This is a genomic window from Escherichia sp. SCLE84 (assembly GCF_012584495.1).
Lineage (GTDB): Bacteria > Pseudomonadota > Gammaproteobacteria > Enterobacterales > Enterobacteriaceae > ECMA0423.
Genome location: NZ_CP051430.1, coordinates 2577509 through 2593976, shown reverse-complemented (window position 1 = coordinate 2593976; position 16468 = coordinate 2577509). Strand labels below are relative to the sequence as shown.

The 16468-nt window shown below is 43.5% G+C and carries 13 protein-coding genes; 5 read left to right on the top strand and 8 right to left on the bottom strand.

Annotated features, from left to right (window positions below; genetic code table 11):
• Nucleotides 1-227: 227 nt before the first annotated feature.
• Nucleotides 228-1403, bottom strand: coding sequence for an HNH endonuclease (locus tag HGD79_RS12665; protein ID WP_012137237.1), 1176 nt, complete (start codon nucleotides 1401-1403; stop codon nucleotides 228-230).
• A gap of 200 nt (nucleotides 1404-1603) precedes the next feature.
• Nucleotides 1604-1936, bottom strand: coding sequence for an NIPSNAP family protein (locus HGD79_RS12660; RefSeq protein WP_001261098.1), 333 nt, complete (start codon nucleotides 1934-1936; stop codon nucleotides 1604-1606).
• A 1293-nt stretch (nucleotides 1937-3229) separates the two neighbouring features.
• On the opposite strand from HGD79_RS12660, the gene HGD79_RS12655 reads away from it, so the two are divergent.
• From HGD79_RS12655 to HGD79_RS12645, 3 genes are all read left to right on the top strand, one after another.
• The gene (locus tag HGD79_RS12655; protein ID WP_096942499.1) at nucleotides 3230-3589 is read left to right on the top strand and encodes a hypothetical protein; all 360 of its coding nucleotides are present in this window, start codon (nucleotides 3230-3232) and stop codon (nucleotides 3587-3589) included.
• 152 nt (nucleotides 3590-3741) lie between these two features.
• Nucleotides 3742-4299 (top strand): recombinase family protein, encoded by a 558-nt coding sequence (locus HGD79_RS12650; RefSeq protein WP_000964075.1) that lies wholly within the window; start codon nucleotides 3742-3744, stop codon nucleotides 4297-4299.
• 522 nt (nucleotides 4300-4821) lie between these two features.
• A complete protein-coding gene (locus HGD79_RS12645; RefSeq protein ID WP_247653378.1) occupies nucleotides 4822-7338 on the top strand; it encodes an AAA family ATPase in 2517 nt (838 codons plus the stop codon).
• A 40-nt stretch (nucleotides 7339-7378) separates the two neighbouring features.
• On the opposite strand, the gene HGD79_RS12640 is transcribed toward HGD79_RS12645, so the two are convergent.
• Nucleotides 7379-7876: a hypothetical protein gene (locus HGD79_RS12640; protein ID WP_001371465.1), complete on the bottom strand. Its 498-nt coding sequence runs from the start codon at nucleotides 7874-7876 to the stop codon at nucleotides 7379-7381.
• A 240-nt stretch (nucleotides 7877-8116) separates the two neighbouring features.
• Here HGD79_RS12640 and HGD79_RS12635 point away from each other — a divergent pair, with 240 nt between their 5' ends.
• Nucleotides 8117-8581 carry a helix-turn-helix transcriptional regulator gene (locus tag HGD79_RS12635; protein WP_024175294.1) on the top strand — a complete coding sequence of 155 codons (465 nt, stop codon included), beginning with the start codon at nucleotides 8117-8119 and terminating at the stop codon, nucleotides 8579-8581.
• 712 nt (nucleotides 8582-9293) lie between these two features.
• Nucleotides 9294-10559 carry an integrase arm-type DNA-binding domain-containing protein gene (locus HGD79_RS12630; RefSeq protein ID WP_001218329.1) on the top strand — a complete coding sequence of 422 codons (1266 nt, stop codon included), beginning with the start codon at nucleotides 9294-9296 and terminating at the stop codon, nucleotides 10557-10559.
• A gap of 199 nt (nucleotides 10560-10758) precedes the next feature.
• Here the strand turns inward: HGD79_RS12630 and HGD79_RS12625 are convergent, their stop codons facing one another.
• From HGD79_RS12625 to HGD79_RS12605, 5 genes are read right to left on the bottom strand one after another with little or no spacing between them, the layout of a single operon-like run.
• A complete protein-coding gene (locus tag HGD79_RS12625; RefSeq protein WP_001022619.1) occupies nucleotides 10759-12228 on the bottom strand; it encodes a serine/threonine-protein kinase in 1470 nt (489 codons plus the stop codon).
• A complete protein-coding gene (locus tag HGD79_RS12620) occupies nucleotides 12225-12767 on the bottom strand; it encodes a hypothetical protein (protein WP_001115385.1) in 543 nt (180 codons plus the stop codon). Before HGD79_RS12620 ends, HGD79_RS12625 begins: the two co-directional genes overlap by 4 nt.
• Before the next feature lie 7 nt (nucleotides 12768-12774).
• Nucleotides 12775-14460 (bottom strand): ATP-binding protein, encoded by a 1686-nt coding sequence (locus HGD79_RS12615; RefSeq protein ID WP_000323666.1) that lies wholly within the window; start codon nucleotides 14458-14460, stop codon nucleotides 12775-12777.
• Entirely contained in the window at nucleotides 14450-15607 is a 1158-nt protein-coding gene (locus HGD79_RS12610) for a hypothetical protein (RefSeq protein ID WP_001004904.1), read from the bottom strand. The genes HGD79_RS12615 and HGD79_RS12610 overlap by 11 nt, the downstream gene beginning before the upstream one ends.
• 2 nt (nucleotides 15608-15609) lie before the next feature.
• Nucleotides 15610-16458 (bottom strand): hypothetical protein, encoded by an 849-nt coding sequence (locus HGD79_RS12605; RefSeq protein ID WP_000092642.1) that lies wholly within the window; start codon nucleotides 16456-16458, stop codon nucleotides 15610-15612.
• Nucleotides 16459-16468 lie beyond the last annotated feature (10 nt).

The window sequence follows — 16468 nt, the reverse complement described above, 5'->3', positions numbered from 1 at the left end:
TGCGTCTGGTGAGACTTGATTTGCATTAGCTCAGAATTGATCTGACAGTTTTCTCTGACAGCATACAATCAAGTCTATCAGTCCGCCTTGAGCGAGGAGCGGAAACTAAGCGCTTCGATAGGGCCGTAGCATGTTATGAAGGAGAAAGCTGCTTTACAGAAAGAATCTATCAAGCATTCTTTCTCAGCAACAATAACTGAATAAATTTTACTTCGAAGGAGCCAATATTATTCAATATTAATTTCTTCTTCCCACGCCAATCCATTTTCTATATGAGCAAGCTTCTCTGAAAATGATCTGATTATTTCAGATATGTCAGAGTCAACGGATGCAGTTTGAACAGAAATCATTAACTCTTGGCTGAGGCTTCTAATATATTCTTCGGTCGATAAACTTTGACAGTGCTCTACTATAGAACTCATTGCTAACTGAACATGTTTCCTAACGGATTCATGTTCAATTTTGAATGAGTCAATATTTTTAGGTATGTAACTTAATGGCGGGTTAAATAAAACGTTAAACCTTGAGGATTTTCCTGCTGTAGGATTTAAGCACAAGCATTTAGGTGATATACTCGAATGATTACCTAAAATAATAGAGAAATTAAATGCACCAAAAAGCTTTATATAAGCAACCAATTGGTGATTTACATTAGTTATAAATACAGTGTGTTCAAAACCACATTGAATGGCGTCTGGGGTTTTTTCGTGTGGGTGTAAATTTGTAATGACAGGAAAATCATTTGTATAGTCCCATCCGCAATATTTTGTAATGTCAGGTTCTCCACTTCGTATGGATCCCCTAAGGCTCTGATAGATATCGGTTCTTGCTCGCGAATTGCCATACAAAACAACATAGGAGACTACAGCAATTTTCGCTATAGCACGAAAAATCTTATTTCCTTCAAACTTAATGCTAGCTCTTATAACAGGAGCCTTAGTTGTAACATATTTTGCATTAATATCCCCTATATTAAGGCCGCGCTTCTTAAGAATTCCTACAATCCTATTAGCATCACCTACATCTTGAGCAACGAAATCAAAGACTGTATTGCTATCAGTTTCATCTTTTGAGGGTATTCTTGACTTAGACACAATAGGTGTCAAGTTTGGTGCGAGATCATACTTGATGCCATCATCAAACTGACCTGCTTCCTTTATTGTTGGTGGTGGGTTTCCTCTTCCAGACCAAACATTCAAAGCATTCCTGATATAAATAAAGTTATCAGCCAGAGCGATCTCAACCGCATCTGAACTCGCTTCTGAAAATAAATTGTTGCAACTTTTGCATGTCGCATGTGTTGTGGTAATTCTTCCACCTAACGCACTAGGGAATACATGCTCTAGGCTACCTTTATCAAAGGGAATATCACAAAAAATACACTTCTCTGGGTTTGTTTGCATGTTTATTTAACTTTTCTATTAAAATAAGAATGTTTTAACTTACCATCATTGAACTAATTTGCATCATTTTTTGTCGTTAATCCTAGCAACACAACTTGATACATGAAGGACCGTTCTTGGCACAAAGCTGCCTGTCAGATTAGGTTTGGCTATCTGCCTTAGCTGTTTTAGGTCAAATCTAAGCTAATACACTTGATTACCTACGATTGCACACGCAGCCCTTTCACGCTTTCTGATGGTAGGCTAATCACTGTTTTAATGCAGTTCTCTATGCTGCCAACGATGTCTTCGCGTGGGCCGCTGCGCCAGTCTGCGCTTGCGTAAAAAGCATTGAGAACCGCAGTCATGCTTTCAGCGCTGTCAAAGGCGCGAATCAAGTAGTAGCAATCCAGGTCATGAAGCGAGTTGCCAAACGAAACAACATCGATCCCGTTGCTTTGGTGTAGGGGAACACTGATTTCCTGCATTATGGCGTGAAAAGCGGCACCGCTGCCTTTGCGTAAGGTGTATTGCAGTATTTCGACGGTTCTCAAGCGTTATCTCCGTGTTGCCCTTGGGCGGCTCCTAGTTGATAGCAATAAAGTAAACCGGACTGGGCCATGAAGCTATTGCTAATCAGACAGTCATCCGTAAGCAGAAGCTGCGATATGCGGTTCAAACGCGCTGTAAGGCTCTCTGGCGAGTTTTTATAATGGGGTGTAAGTTTCACTGTTCAAAAGTTGCGGCGCTCTCTCTGCTTGACCGCTTGAGCTGGCATTAAACTTTTGCATACTGCCACCTGCTGAATATGTGGCATCGTGCTGAACAATATCAACCAGATGAGTATGGATGTTAATGGCGACCTACCGACAAATTGCTGATGATGTTAAATCCCGAACGGGGAAAGCAGTTAAAACATGCTGGATCGCTCATGTTAAATCATTGCATGGGCTGACCCGTCGCGTATCACCGAACCGGATCAGCACCGAAAGCCGAGTTTACCCTTGTCCTGAAAAATGGGTAGCGGAGATCGAGCAATCAATGAGAAATCTGGGTGAGCTTTAGCTTGACCGCGTTGCTTAACTTTGGAGACTGTTTGCCTCTATAAGGATAAGCCTGCCACATCCGAAGTTTTTGAACGCAATGCCTGATAGGAGGGCTGGCAAACCTAGGACATCCACTTTTCGACGCGACCAATTTTTGCGGTAGCTTTTGTCGTATTGGTTGGGGATTTGTGGGAGCTAAGCTGAAACTTAAAAACCACAAGAACATGGTTCTTGTGTTGTCTTTCTTTTTAACTTCTTGTTTTGTTTTATATGTTTTATAAACCTCTTTTCTGGGGAGCAAAACTAGCCCTAAGGACCAATGCGATGATTTGCAGTGAGGCCCTTGGCTAATCAGGCTTCCAGAGTTGTAACCTCTTTTCTGGGTCCCTGCTTGGATCGGCGATGTGAGCTACTCTGCTTTAAAAAAGGCTCACGACGTAAGCCCTTTGAAAAACATGATAACTCGCTATTCTTATTGGCTGTGCAAGTCCAAGACTCAGCACCTTACACAACCTCACGCACCCTGGCATACGCCGCCTTTCGGAACCAGACCAGTGGGTAACGGTGCGCCCGCTTTAAACCCCGGCTCCGCTAGCGGCAGAGCCTTGTTGATACGCCATTTTGGGTAAGCGTCTGTATACCAAAACCCCAGAATGTATACTGATAGTAACATTTTGAGGCTTTAATTCAAGTTGCTGTCATTGAAGACTGGGAGTAAAAAGTAATCTAGGTGAAGTAGGTTACATTAACCTTATGAAACCAATAGAGTTCATTAAAATAATACCTCAGGAGGAAGAAGTTATGTCGCTAAAGATTATTCGTGTTAGTGATGCTGGCGATGATCAAAGTGAACGGCTAGTTATGAAAGTGACTGATGAGTGTAATTTGAAAGACTTTATGGTAATGGATTGCACTTATGAAAATGGACAAGTATCTAATAAACATCGGCATGTCTACTTTTTCCCGGACAAAAGCGTTAAAAAAGGAGAGTATGTTATTTTGTTTACACGCTCAGGGAAAAATAAGACTGGAACATGGAATGATGATGATGACACTGTGACTCATCGTTTTTACTGGGGCTTGGATACTACAGTCTGGAATGAGGATGGAGATGAAGCCTTGGTTCTGAAATACCGAATAGTTGATAGGAAGAAGGTTTAATATCCACCAAATTGACTTTTGCCGGAAATCGACCGTTTTCCGGCACCCCTTCGCAGGTATCTTCCGGGATGTTGAAAAATTAGCCTTGGCAATTGTTGGCAGGCGTCCTATTGTTGACACCGTTTTCTGACAGGTATTGAGAGGTGTTGAGAATGGCGATTTTTGGCTACGGGCGTGTCTCTACCGCTCAGCAAGATACGGAGAACCAGAGGTTGGAGCTTGAGCAAGCTGGTTGGACGTTTGACTTTTGGTTTGCCGATATTGTTAGCGGGAAAGCTCAGGCAATTCAGCGTAAGGCGTTTGCTGAAATGCTTGGCAAAATTCGAACCGGTGAAACGCTGGTAGTGGCAAAACTCGACCGTTTGGGGCGTGATGCTATCGACGTGCTCCAGACAGTCCGATTGTTATCTGATCGCGGCATCAAGGTGATCGTCCACCAGCTTGGAACAACTGACCTCACTTCTGCTGCCGGTAAGCTTCTATTGTCGATGTTGGCAGCGGTTGCGGAGATGGAGCGTGATCTACTGATTGAACGCACTCAGGCGGGTTTGTCGCGAGCAAAAGCCGAAGGCAAGAAATTGGGTAGACCTTCTAAAATCGCACCAGAAGCCCGTAGAGCGATTATAGAGAAAAAGAGTAGCGGAATCAGTGTCAGTGCGTTAGCGCGTGAATACGGCGTTTCCAGAGCAACTATAGCCGCGTTGCTTTAAACGTTTATTGCTTCTCGAAGCTCTTGGGCGACAACTCGTTGTATAGCGGTTCTAACTTTCAGACCGCAGGGCTTATTTCAGAGAAAGATTGCCAATGCACTTAATCATTTGGGCATAACTACGCCTCATGGTGGAACTTGGCGATTGTCTCAGGTTCATGGAATAATCAGTAGGTTAGAAGAAAATGTGAAAGAAGAGACTCAGTTTAAAATGCTTTCGGTTGCGTTAAATGAATTCTTCACTTAAAACATAACGGTGTCGCATATGTCGATGTTTATGAGAGAGTTAAGTTAAATTGAAGAGCGTGTTCTTCTTTGTTCCAATGTCTTCGGTGGATGCGATACAGTCTAACCTTATGAATTGCTTATGAAATCTTCTATCAACGCTATTATATGAAAGATAGGAGGCAATTCTTATCTATAAAAATAACTGTTAGAGGCTATCATGGATGTCTTACAGGAAATATTGAAATGGTCTAGTTCCGAGCTACCCCTCTGGGCAAGAGACTGCTTAAGGAGACAATTGGCTTCTCCCTCATTGGAGGATAGTGATTATGAAGAATTATTGGAATTGATAAAGATTGAAAATAAAATATTGCCCTCCGATAAATTAGAATCTCTCCCCTTAAATAAGGATCATATTCCGGTTTCAGCGGTTAATGATCAAGTCATTAAGATTAAAGAACTAAGTAGTCTTGTTCACGTGAACAGGATTGCGCCTGACCAAAAAATTGCATTCTGTGATAATGGGATTACCATCATTTATGGTATGAATGGTGCGGGAAAATCAGGATACGGGCGAGTTCTCAAGCATGCATGTAGAGCACGAGATAAAGGTGGTGCGATACTCCCTAATATAAACCTGCCTGGCTATTCATCCAATATACCTAACGGGAAATTTAAAATTTCTCTGAATGGGAAAGAACACGATTTACAATGGTCTTATAATTCACCATCCCCAGAATTGTTGTCCTCAATTAGTGTTTTTGATACTCTTTGTGCATCATCATATCTGAAAGAAGGCGAGGCTGCTTATTTACCTCGCGGTCTCGATATTCTTGAAGGATTTGCAAATATAATAATTCCTAAATTAGCAGAGAAAGTTTTAGCCGAAGCTAAGGCTATAGATGTGAATAAAGAGATAACTCAAATTTTTACAGATGGCACTAGTGTATCTGATATATGTAAAGTATTGGACCATAAAACAGATGTCGTAAAATTAAGAGATTTAGCCACTTTAAGTGATTCCGAGCTAAGTAGAGATAAAGAGCTAGATAGAGTTCTGGCAGAAAAAAATCCTGAGGAAAAGTATAAAGAATTACTAAGAAGTGTATCGCACATAAAAGAGCTTTGCGTTAGGATCAATAATCAAAGTAAGTTTATAAATAACGCGGCCATGATAAAGCTTAAGTCGTTGATCGAAGGCGTTACTAATGCAGAAAAGGCATTAAATGAGTCAGCGCAAAAACTTGCGGCCGGAGATGATTTATTGCCTAACACTGGTGAAGGTATCTGGAGAGATTTGTTTCTGTCTGCTAAAAAATACTCGCTCAGTTGTGCTTACCCAGGCCATGATTTTCCCTCCGTTGGTCGTGATGCAAAATGCGTTTTATGCCAGCAACCTATATCCGAAGCAACTGACAGAATGTTACGCTTCAATGAGTTTATTAATGATGATATATCTAAATTATTAGATGAAAGAAAATCTTCTCTAAAAACAGCTAGAGAAAAAATATATACTGCTACCCTTGATTTTAGTTTTAATGCTGCAATACATATTGAGATTGGCAATGAGCATAGCGAATTAATTGAAAGAGTTAATAAGTATCAAGAAGATATTATCAATACAAAGACTGCGATGCTTTCAATGATTGATAGTAAGAACTTCGCGAATATCGAATTTGATTATAATCCAATTTCAGAGCTAAGACTTCTGGCTGCTAGCAAGTTACGTGAAGCAAGGTTATATAAGCAAGCATCCAAAAAAAGAAAGATTGACGCTCTAATAAAGGAAAGTAAAGAACTCAAAGCACGAATTATGCTTGCGGAAAAATTAGAAGGCTTAATTTCTTTAGTTGGTAGGTTGAAATTATATAACACTCTTAACTCAATTAGCTTTTCAGCATTATCAAAAAAAGTATCAGATAAATCTAAGTTGTTTGCAAATTCAATAATAAGTAATGCTTTAAAAAAAGATTTGGATGAAGAATTTTCTAAATTGGGTGTTTCTCATATAAAAACAGTTCTCAAACCAAGAGTTTCTAAGGGGAAGGTTTTTTATAGTTTGCTTTTGGATATACCTGTATCAAATAAGGTGGATTTAATTTTGAGTGAAGGGGAACAGAGGGCTGTATCGTTAGCATCTTTTTTAGCTGAATTAAAACTTGCCAACCATTCATGTGGGATCATTTTTGATGATCCAGTATCTTCTCTTGATCATCATAGAAGAAGACGGGTAGCAACAAGATTGGTTGAAGAAGCAAAAAATCGGCAGGTAATAATCCTCACGCATGATATCGCTTTTTTGAGCGAGTTAATATTTGCTACCGAGAAAAATAATGTCGATAGCTTAATACATCACCTGCAATGGACTGGGGATTTTTCAGGCTGCGTTTATGATGGTTTACCTTGGGACAAGGTCAGCTATAAAACCAGAGTTGAAAAGTTAAAACAAGAATCTCGGCAATTAGATCCTTGGCCTGTATATCCCAGTGCTGAGCAAGACAACTCGATGCGAAGATTATATAGCCGTATGAGATCAACGGTTGAGAAAATGGTTGAAGATGTGATATTCGCTGGGATTGTGGTTAGATTCAGTGAAATTATAGGCGTTGGCAATTTACATAAATTAAGTGGGCTTGAGCGAGAATGTTGTATTGCGATTTCTGAACTCTGGTCAAAATGCCATCGTATTACTGATGCTCATGATCAACCTGCATACAAACAGACAGCGTTACCAAGCCCTGATGAATTTCGGGCAGATTTAGAACTTATTTTAGATTTAGCAAAAAAAGCAGCAGCGACTCAGATTAAAAAATAGTTAATCTTTAAGCATTCAGGGAAGAATTCCCTGAATGCTTTCATTCAAATGAAGCCGCGATGACTTCCCCAGTGTTGGCGTTAAAAACACAAAAGTATTGCAATGGTATCAGCATATTCATGCTGTTAATGGCCTTAGCCTGTTGTCCAAATGCTTGAATCGTTTTCTTTTGCTCGTTGTGCCAAAGGTAAGTGTCGAAAACTGGCCGCGCTTCACTTTCCTGCCACACATGGCGAAACGCTGCTTTCTTGTCCATTACCTGCTTGCACTCTTTGACGGGGTTGTGGTGCGCTTTTGCATAGCATTCCGGGGCGCTACCTAAGCACAAGGTCTTGTGTTTCGCTGCCGGGTGTTCTGCGCTTACAGCGGAAAATGCACATGCGCCTAGCACCAATGAGAGGGTTCCAAGAATTCCCCATGAAACTGCGCGTAGCGTGCTGATCTGATGTTTTGAAACAATGCGAGCAACAAATCCATAGCTGACGCAACTAAGCGCGACACCCGCCACCATTGGTAATAAAAAACCTGATCCCGCCATGATTCCCTCATTTTCAAAAACACATCACGCCTACTAGCGAATGTTGGGGACGACCAACCGATGACGATCATAATACTTTGTGGATTTAAAATGTCACTATTGATGTTCATTATGAATCATTAAGGGTTGTCATGAGGCAGGCGGCTAATGCGAGTGACTCAGCCCGCTGAAGTTAGGATTGATTCAAAATGTCTCATGTAGAGCGTGGCCTTACAGTGGTCAAAACTGCACATTCAGTGCATGAAAAAGACCTTGAGAATACAGTTTGGCGAGCGGGTAAAAGAACTCCGCATAGCCACCGGATTGAGCCAGGAAGCCTTTGCTGATCGGTGTGGGTTTGCACGTAGCTATATGAGCAGAATTGAACGTGGTGGCTCTAATGCGTCTCTGGACGCGATTGAGGTGCTGGCTAACGCTTTGAGCGTTGAGCCGTGGCAGTTATTAGCGTCTGGCTCATCTGAAGATAACGACCCGGAACTGTTGGTTCCATACGCGGCCGATGGTTCCTGTTTTCACCCCGGTTTGGCGAGCACCCGTGATGGTTCGTTTGGTGTAGGTGATAAAGCGGCTCAGAAGCGTTTTGGCACCTTTTCCGAAGCGCTTGAGTATCTCCGTAGTATGGAGACGGCAAAATGGCGTAGGCCCAATGCCAGTGGCAACTGGGGCATTGTTTCGGCAGTGCGGTGGGACAAACTCAGAAAGTAGTTCAAATGTAAGTTTATGAATTTTTATGCTGTATGGATGAACAGCATTCATTAAATGCTGATAGTCTTATGTTTCATCAGCCCTTTGTTTCTATAAGAGTGAATAAAACAGCAAAATGCGGGTGCGTTACGTAGGCGTTGCAGTGGCGTTTCAATTTGACGCTGAATGGATTAATTCATATCAATAACATTGAGTTAAATGGTTTTTATGAACAAGGCCCGCCGGGTTTAGCTTGTTTCAAAATCCGAACGCAGTGGCGTTTTCTTAACGCCCACTTAGCTGACAAACGTTCTTTCCTCCCGACCCGGCAGACCTCCATAAACATCAAAAGGCAGGTATGGCACGTTGATGTTTTGTGCCCTCACGAACACTCGGTTTGATTCCGTCCACCGGATCAAACTTAAGATGTAGCCCCTAGAACAAAAAGGTCCTACGATTGTTCTTTTAAAGGCTAAAGGGAACGTGATTACAGCAGGTTATGGAGACTTAGGTTCGAGTCCGGCCTTCGGCACCAAAAGTATGTAAATAGACCTCAACTGAGGTCTTTTTTTATGCCTGAAATCCAGTATCCGCAAGGCTTTCCTCGCTTTTTCACTCAACCTAAGTCAACCTGATTCAATCTACATCAACTTACTGATGCGGGTACAACTGCGGGTATTTCCCGGTTCGATTATGTTTGTACCCACACAGGGCCCTTGAAAGGATACTCATCATGGCTCTGAGTGATGTGAAGGTCCGTTCGGCTAAGCCGGAAGCAAAAGCCTATAAACTTACTGACGGTGAAGGCATGGTTTTGTTGGTTCACCCTAATGGCTCCAAATACTGGCGACTTCGTTATCGTTTTGGCGGTAAGGAGAAGATGCTGGCGCTGGGGAAATACCCTGAAGTCTCGCTGGTCGATGCCAGAGGTCGCCGGGATGAAGCCCGTAAGTTGTTAGCTAACGGCGTCGATCCTAGTGAGAACAAGAAAGCTGTTAAGGTAGAGCATGAGCAAGAGGTGATAACATTTGAAGTGGTAGCCAGAGAGTGGCACGCCAGCAATCAGAAGTGGTCTGCATCGCATAGCGCTCGTGTATTGAAAAGCCTCGAAGATAATCTCTTTGCTGCTATCGGTAAGCGGAACATTGCTGATCTGAAGACTCGGGATCTGCTTGTCCCCATCAAAGCGGTGGAGTCGTCTGGGCGTCTCGAAGTCGCTGCTCGTTTGCAGCAGCATACTACCGCGATTATACGCTTTGCTGTACAGAGTGGATTAATCGACTACAACCCCGCTCAAGAGATTGCTGGTGCGGTAGCTACGGCGAAAAGACAGCATCGTGCTGCTCTGGAACTTAACCGCATTCCTGAATTGCTTCAACGCATCTATCACTATTCTGGCAGGCCGTTAACCCGACTGGCGGTTGAACTCACATTGTTAGTTTTCATCCGTTCAAGCGAGTTGCGTTTTGCTCGCTGGTCAGAAGTTGATTTTGATACTGCCATGTGGACGATTCCGGGAGAACGTGAGCCACTGGAGGGAGTTAAGCATTCTCAGCGTGGTTCGAAGATGCGGACTCCACATCTTGTACCCTTATCTCGACAAGCTCTCACCATTCTGGAAAAAATCAAAAGCATGAGTGGAAACCGTGAGCTGATCTTCGTTGGTGATCACGATCCGCGTAAGCCAATGAGTGAGAATACGCTTAACAAGGCCTTGCGAGTGATGGGCTATGACACGAAAACGGAAGTGTGTGGACATGGTTTCAGGACGATGGCGTGTAGTTCTTTGATTGAATCGGGATTGTGGTCGAGGGATGCAGTAGAGCGGCAGATGAGTCATCAGGAACGTAGCTCAGTACGGGCGGCTTATATCCATAAGGCGGAACATCTTGGGGAGCGAATGTTGATGCTGCAGTGGTGGGCTGATTATCTGGATGCGAATAGAATGGCGGCTATCACTCCATTTGACTATGCAAAGATTAATAGTTCTTTTCGATAATTCTAGCTAAGTATATGAATATTAACTTTTTTAATTAAAGGCTTATAACTGAGAAGCCTCCGCCCTAATGGGGAGAGGCTTTTGTCTTAACTCAATCAAGAAGGAAATCGTTATGTAAAACTTTATTTTTTTGTCCGGTATGTGAACGGAAGTGTTAAATATCCACTATGCCTTGTTCGCGCAATGGTCATCCTTTCAATCAAATAACTCCAAGCTTTGCATACAATTCTTTTTTCTCTTTCATGCTGTTATCCAATGGTGCTACTCGCAATGCCGCTTTCAAATAAGCCGCTGCACCAGAGTAATCACGCATTTGCTCGCAAACTAAAATGAGTTGGCTTAACACATGGAACTTCATTGGAGTTGTTTGGTTTACTTTCTCCAATAGTACTCTTGCTTCAGAATATTTCGCTTCAAGGCCAAGGATAGATGATTCTAAATACATGGTGGCCGCGTTTTCTGCTTCAGCTTGCTTTCGTTGCAACAGCCAGAAATTTGCTTGACTGATATTGCGTAACTGTAGGTTTGCCTTAACTATCAACTCGAACAAAGCTGCTGGTTGAGTCAATTTACCCTCAAGTAAGATCGCTTTATTATCTTCTACAACTTTTTCAAAGTCGAATAAGCGATTGGCGCGATACAAGGCAATAAGTTGCTGATGTAAAGCTTGTAGATCTTTACTGCGGCTATACTCCTGCGACGCTAATTGAGCAGCTTTTTGGTAAGATTGATCGGACATTGCTTCAAGTACCGCACTTGACCAGTCCTGAGCAGGTTTAGTTTGAAAAACGGGAGCAATAGCACCAACTTTTAATTGCTTAGTGGCAGCAGAATCAAATGCATGAATTAAGTCGGAAATAGTGGAAAAGCGATCCTCCGCTCGTTTTTGTAAACAAGTAAGAACCACTTGTTCCAGGTCCGTATGAATAGAGCTATTAATCTCTGTCGGAAGCTTGAAAGGTGCGTGGCGCTGAACTTGTGCTGGCGTATCATGGGGCAGCTTTCCTGTCAGCAGCTGGTATAGCAAAACACCTAAGCTATAGATGTCGCCCAATAGTAGCTCTTCCAGGCTGCCTCTACGGCTATCGACGTTGGAGAACTCTGGGGCCGAATACAGCACAGTCCCGCCATTTTCACGGGTACGAACGTAAATTTCTTCTGGTAAAGCTGAGCTGCCAAAGTCCGTCAACTTCACCAGGTCTCGCTCTCCAACCAAAATGTTATGTGGCTTAATATCTCCATGAGATATTGGTACTGGTAATTCGGCCAAATAATGCACAGCACAGAGCACTTGACGATATATTCTGAACAACCGTTCATAGGTCTGGCCAAAATTACGCTGCCTGTCATCGAGCTTTTGCGCCAGGGTTTGGCTGGGAAAATACTCCATTTCAATATAGAACCATTCATTATCTATACGGCCCATATCAAAAATTTGCACAATATTTTCGTGCGGCTCGACGTTTAAAAGCTCTTTACCTTCGGCAAGCTGACGGTCTTCCCGAGTAATATCCTTAGGGATTTTTACTGCGACAATTTTTCCATCTTTCAGGCGTTCCGCCCGCCATACCCAGCCATGGCTGCCATCACCAAGGCATTCAAGTAACAGGTATTTGTCACCAAGGCGTTTATTCGTCCCTGGCAAAAAATGTGCTGATTTTATATTCACATCAACACCTCATAGTGAATTCTGTCCAAAACAATCATGTTCAGGTTTTTGATAAATAAAAAGCGACTAAATACCACCTCAACATCAGGAGCGGCGATTACCTGGGTACCCGTGGACGAAGTAAAACCCATACGGCATATGTCTTTCAGTTTTTGAGTATCAGGTACACCTACTAAGCCCTGGCTCCAGGCACTGAGGACCAGGGTTTTGGGGCAATGATTCCAGCGCTGTGCTGCTTCCAGTAAGTTTTTTAATTTTTCTTCCAGCTTTTGCTGCCCCTTCGCTGAACCATCAAAGCGTTCAAATTCGATTAAACACACAGGCGATGCAGAAGATTTATGAAACCAGCCCGAGTCAGAGCGAATATCAGCACCAAATGTCCCTGGAGCCGGGCATTCCACTACCGCCATAAATGACTGTTCATGCCCGAATGTATTCCAAACGCTACAGCCCAGGCTGTGGACCAATACATCCTGGTCCAATAGCTTACCGCTTGCTAAAAGTGGAAATGTCTCATTTACCCAGGCAACTTCAGGCATAGGCACCTTAGCCACTGAAAGAGCCCCAAACACGCAGTACCTCTGGTGATTCACCACCGTGAATTAATGCCTTACTACCAACTTTAACAAGCAGTGGTGCAGGGATTGAACGACCACACACCAAAGCTTCACCGGTTGATAAACTCGGGAGTTCCTCCAGATCAGCTTTGCTCACCATATCTGATGCTTTAGCTATAAATCGTTGATCGTCAGGGTTCTTTAAGCGCATCGTAATTAGCGTATTGCACTGAGAGGTCACATCTGAATCTAATTTCGATGGACGCTGGCTCACAATGCCAAATCCAACACCAAATTTACGACCTTCACCAGCGATCTTTTTAATAATGCGGTGACTGACTGCGTTGCCGCCGGCCGGGGCAAAATTATGACCCTCTTCGTAAATGATAAAGCATGGGCGCAGCGGGTCCGTTTTGCTCGAGGCTGCTTTTAATATTTCACTAGATAACAGTGCACAAATGACTTGCTTAGCGGTATCACTCAAACCTTGTAAGTCAACAACGACTAAACGCCCCTGTTGATTGCTCGGGCGACCCACCATTTTGTAAATATCAGTTGGCTCAGCCATTGTTGCGCTGTAAAAACTTTTAGCTTCATTAAGCACACGTGAAAGCTTCATCGAGGCGACGGCGGCACTACGGCCTGATAACGCCTTCGCCTCAGCTTCAGAAAGGTCGTCCCACTCTTTTAACTCTTCAATACCATCACCTAATAAGAAGCGTAGGCGGTTAATATCTCGTGGCTCAGTCTTATCTGCATAGCGCCAATAACGAATTGCAACATCGAGTACTCGTTGCTGCGGTTCCGTTAAGCCAGGTAATATTTCAGCAATATCGTCCATTTCAAAATGGTCAAACTGAAGCGCTAATGGCGTATTCTTACTGGCGTATTTATGTTTAAAAGATTCATGCTGCGGCGAGTAAACCTGAATACCTGCACCGGCGGCTTGCAGCTTTTCAAAGGTCTGTTTTATCAGTGGCAGTGCTTCTTGATCACGCTTATCGTCAGTGGCTTCTAAGAAGCTTGAGAATTGCAGATTACCGCCAGCGAGGGCTTTACCGTATTCACCATGTGGGTCAAATACTACTACCGTACCGTTATTAACCGCAACTAAACGCTCAATAATGCGGCCAACTGTATAAGACTTACCTGAACCCGTCATTGCCAGAACAGCCAAATGCTCAGTGACCAACTTGTTCACGTCAATAAAAACAGGAACTGTATTCTCACCTTTGTCGTAGCCTACTAAGTTACCTAAGTGCAAACTGGAGTGTTCATTAAATTCGTAAAAATCACTCAAAAACTGAAAATCGACGGTTTCAACAGCGGTACCCGGGTTAAGCGGGCGACGTGGAATTTTGATTTGACGAGTAACAGGATCGCGGTAACCAACCAGCTCGACCTGAGCAAACATATTCTCACCAGTTACATTCGCACCGGGCAAAAGCTCAAGCTCGGTTACACCATCGCCAAAGCCGGCGTTATAGAGCATATTAGTACGGCTTATCTTGGTCACTCGCCCCAGTACGGCGACTTGCCCCTCATCTTTGCGTTCCTGGTGCATAATGCGTACAAACTCACCACGGCGTACTGAAAACGAGTCTTGTACAACCATAGTTAACTGACTGGCATCACCAGTGTTACCGACTAATTTACCTAAAACTTTATAAGCCATTATTCAATCCCTCATCGAGGCCTGCCAACCACCCTGCCTCAATATCATTATTCTTTAGTGCCTGGTGTAAACCCTGGCGATAAAACGTAGCAAATTTAGGTAAAATACCAAGCTGTTGATAACCAAGTAATTGTGGCAACGGCATTGCATTACCTTTGTTTTGCATATCCAGCACCATCAGGCGAGAGGCAACTAAATCGAGATCAGCACTTTTCCATTCTGGTTCGTCACCCGCTAATTGCACCATTTTTATCTGTCCACCTCGGGCACTACGGAAGTGAAAACCAATTAGACCTTGCTTAGCTTCAATATTGGGTTCAATGCGCTTTTCTTGTTCAGACAAACGAAATGCGATGGTGCGCGAATAGTTGCCTAAAATGCCATTGATAAATCGCAAATCTCCCACGCCAACCAAACTTTCATCCAGTCCTTCCAGATTTTGCATCAACTCTTTAGAAAACCCATCAGATGCTAAAATTTGTTTGCGTCCTTGTTCGGTACGTAAATCTTGTTTGGCGATACTTACAATGGCACTAAAGCGCTCAGCCAAAATGCTCGCAAGTACTACACCATTTTGATTCCAGGGAAAAATTCTGGAGCGATGGTTTTGCCAAAAAGTTTCTATCACTTGTCTGGTTTTTTCGTACTCTTGTTTATGACGGACATTTCTCTCCAGCGGAGCCATATCCCGTGCTAAAAACAACGGCGTATCCAGCAAAATTAAATCGCCAGGCTCATAACCTAAAAGTTTTTTCTCAACTAACTGATAAGCCTGACGAATTTCAATTAAATCAAGCCGTTTACGCTGAGCTTCAAAATCAATATCATCCAGTTCTGATACCGAGTCGCTACCCACCGTGCTGACTTTATTGTCATCTATTAACAAATCTGTGCGCACTGCTGCACTGGCATAAATAAAACCACCCAATACCTTGTCTAAGCACGATTTAGTCGCAATACCGGCTACGCGTAAATTAACAATTGTGGGCTTGGGGACCGCTTTCACTAAGCCAGCATCACGGAATAGCGGCGCCACTTGCTCAATATCACGGACCTGTTTAAGCAAGCGTCCTGCACTTCCCGGTAAGCGAAGCTGGCTATCGATGGCGAGCGATTGCGCTAAATTCATCGTTTTGTTCTCATTCATGCTTATAGCGTTCCTGTGTGTAGCTGCTCGCCAAGTAATGGGGCATAAGCCCAATATTGCGAGGCTTGTAGGCATGTTTTACCGGTAGCTGTTATGCCCGCGTCGTCGATAAAATCGTGCTGCCGCAACATCTCACCCCGCTTGACAATATCAAGGCTATTAACATCAAACATCAGCTTAACCGCATTATGCTCAGACAACGCTTGTAAGTTCATGCCACCGCCAGCGTAGAGTAATAGCAATACAACCAGATCGTGCTTATCTGGCGTGTAGTCAGTTGATGGCGCTTTAGGTTCGATTATTCGTTCAGCAATGCCTGCATGGTCCACAAACCAATTCAACCAGCTCACCAGGAGCTCACTATGATCGAGTAAAGTCAGCGACCACAAAGGTAACGTGGTAAAGGCTAATAGCCCACTGTTGCTGTGTTTTCGTATGTAGCGGGTATGCACTACATCACCGGCCTGGTGCTGGTAGCGATCTGCGCTGCCAGTAAAGCCAGCAATAGCCTGGTCTGTTTCACTGGCTAGCAAAGCGGTTAGCCCCGGTTCCTGCCCCCTCAAGCTCGCTGGTACTAACTGCCAATCCAGTGGATAGGGCAATTGCGCTAATAAGGTAAATTGTTCTGCTTTCAGGTTTATTACCAAAGCGGCACAACCTGCCTGCATAGCCCAGTGATACAGGTGCTGCATAGTATTAGCGTCAGTCAACTCTTCTGCTTGCACTATTAACAAACCGCTGGCTGGCGGCGAGCTAATCCAATCCTTCATTAAGGGGGTAGCCCCCGCAACAGTTTGCAAAAAACGGCCTTTACGATTACTGGCCAGTGCCGCAGATAAATAACGACTCATCGCGTCACCT

Coding starts and splice junctions, on each gene's coding strand:
- HGD79_RS12630 (WP_001218329.1), top strand. CDS start 9,294: ATGGCTCTGAGTGATGTGAAGGTCCGTTCGGCTAAGCCGGAAGCAAAA.
- HGD79_RS12610 (WP_001004904.1), bottom strand. CDS start 15,607: ATGAATGAGAACAAAACGATGAATTTAGCGCAATCGCTCGCCATCGAT.
- HGD79_RS12655 (WP_096942499.1), top strand. CDS start 3,230: ATGTCGCTAAAGATTATTCGTGTTAGTGATGCTGGCGATGATCAAAGT.
- HGD79_RS12620 (WP_001115385.1), bottom strand. CDS start 12,767: ATGCCTGAAGTTGCCTGGGTAAATGAGACATTTCCACTTTTAGCAAGC.
- HGD79_RS12605 (WP_000092642.1), bottom strand. CDS start 16,458: ATGAGTCGTTATTTATCTGCGGCACTGGCCAGTAATCGTAAAGGCCGT.
- HGD79_RS12615 (WP_000323666.1), bottom strand. CDS start 14,460: ATGGCTTATAAAGTTTTAGGTAAATTAGTCGGTAACACTGGTGATGCC.
- HGD79_RS12665 (WP_012137237.1), bottom strand. CDS start 1,403: ATGCAAACAAACCCAGAGAAGTGTATTTTTTGTGATATTCCCTTTGAT.
- HGD79_RS12650 (WP_000964075.1), top strand. CDS start 3,742: ATGGCGATTTTTGGCTACGGGCGTGTCTCTACCGCTCAGCAAGATACG.
- HGD79_RS12635 (WP_024175294.1), top strand. CDS start 8,117: ATGAAAAAGACCTTGAGAATACAGTTTGGCGAGCGGGTAAAAGAACTC.
- HGD79_RS12640 (WP_001371465.1), bottom strand. CDS start 7,876: ATGGCGGGATCAGGTTTTTTATTACCAATGGTGGCGGGTGTCGCGCTT.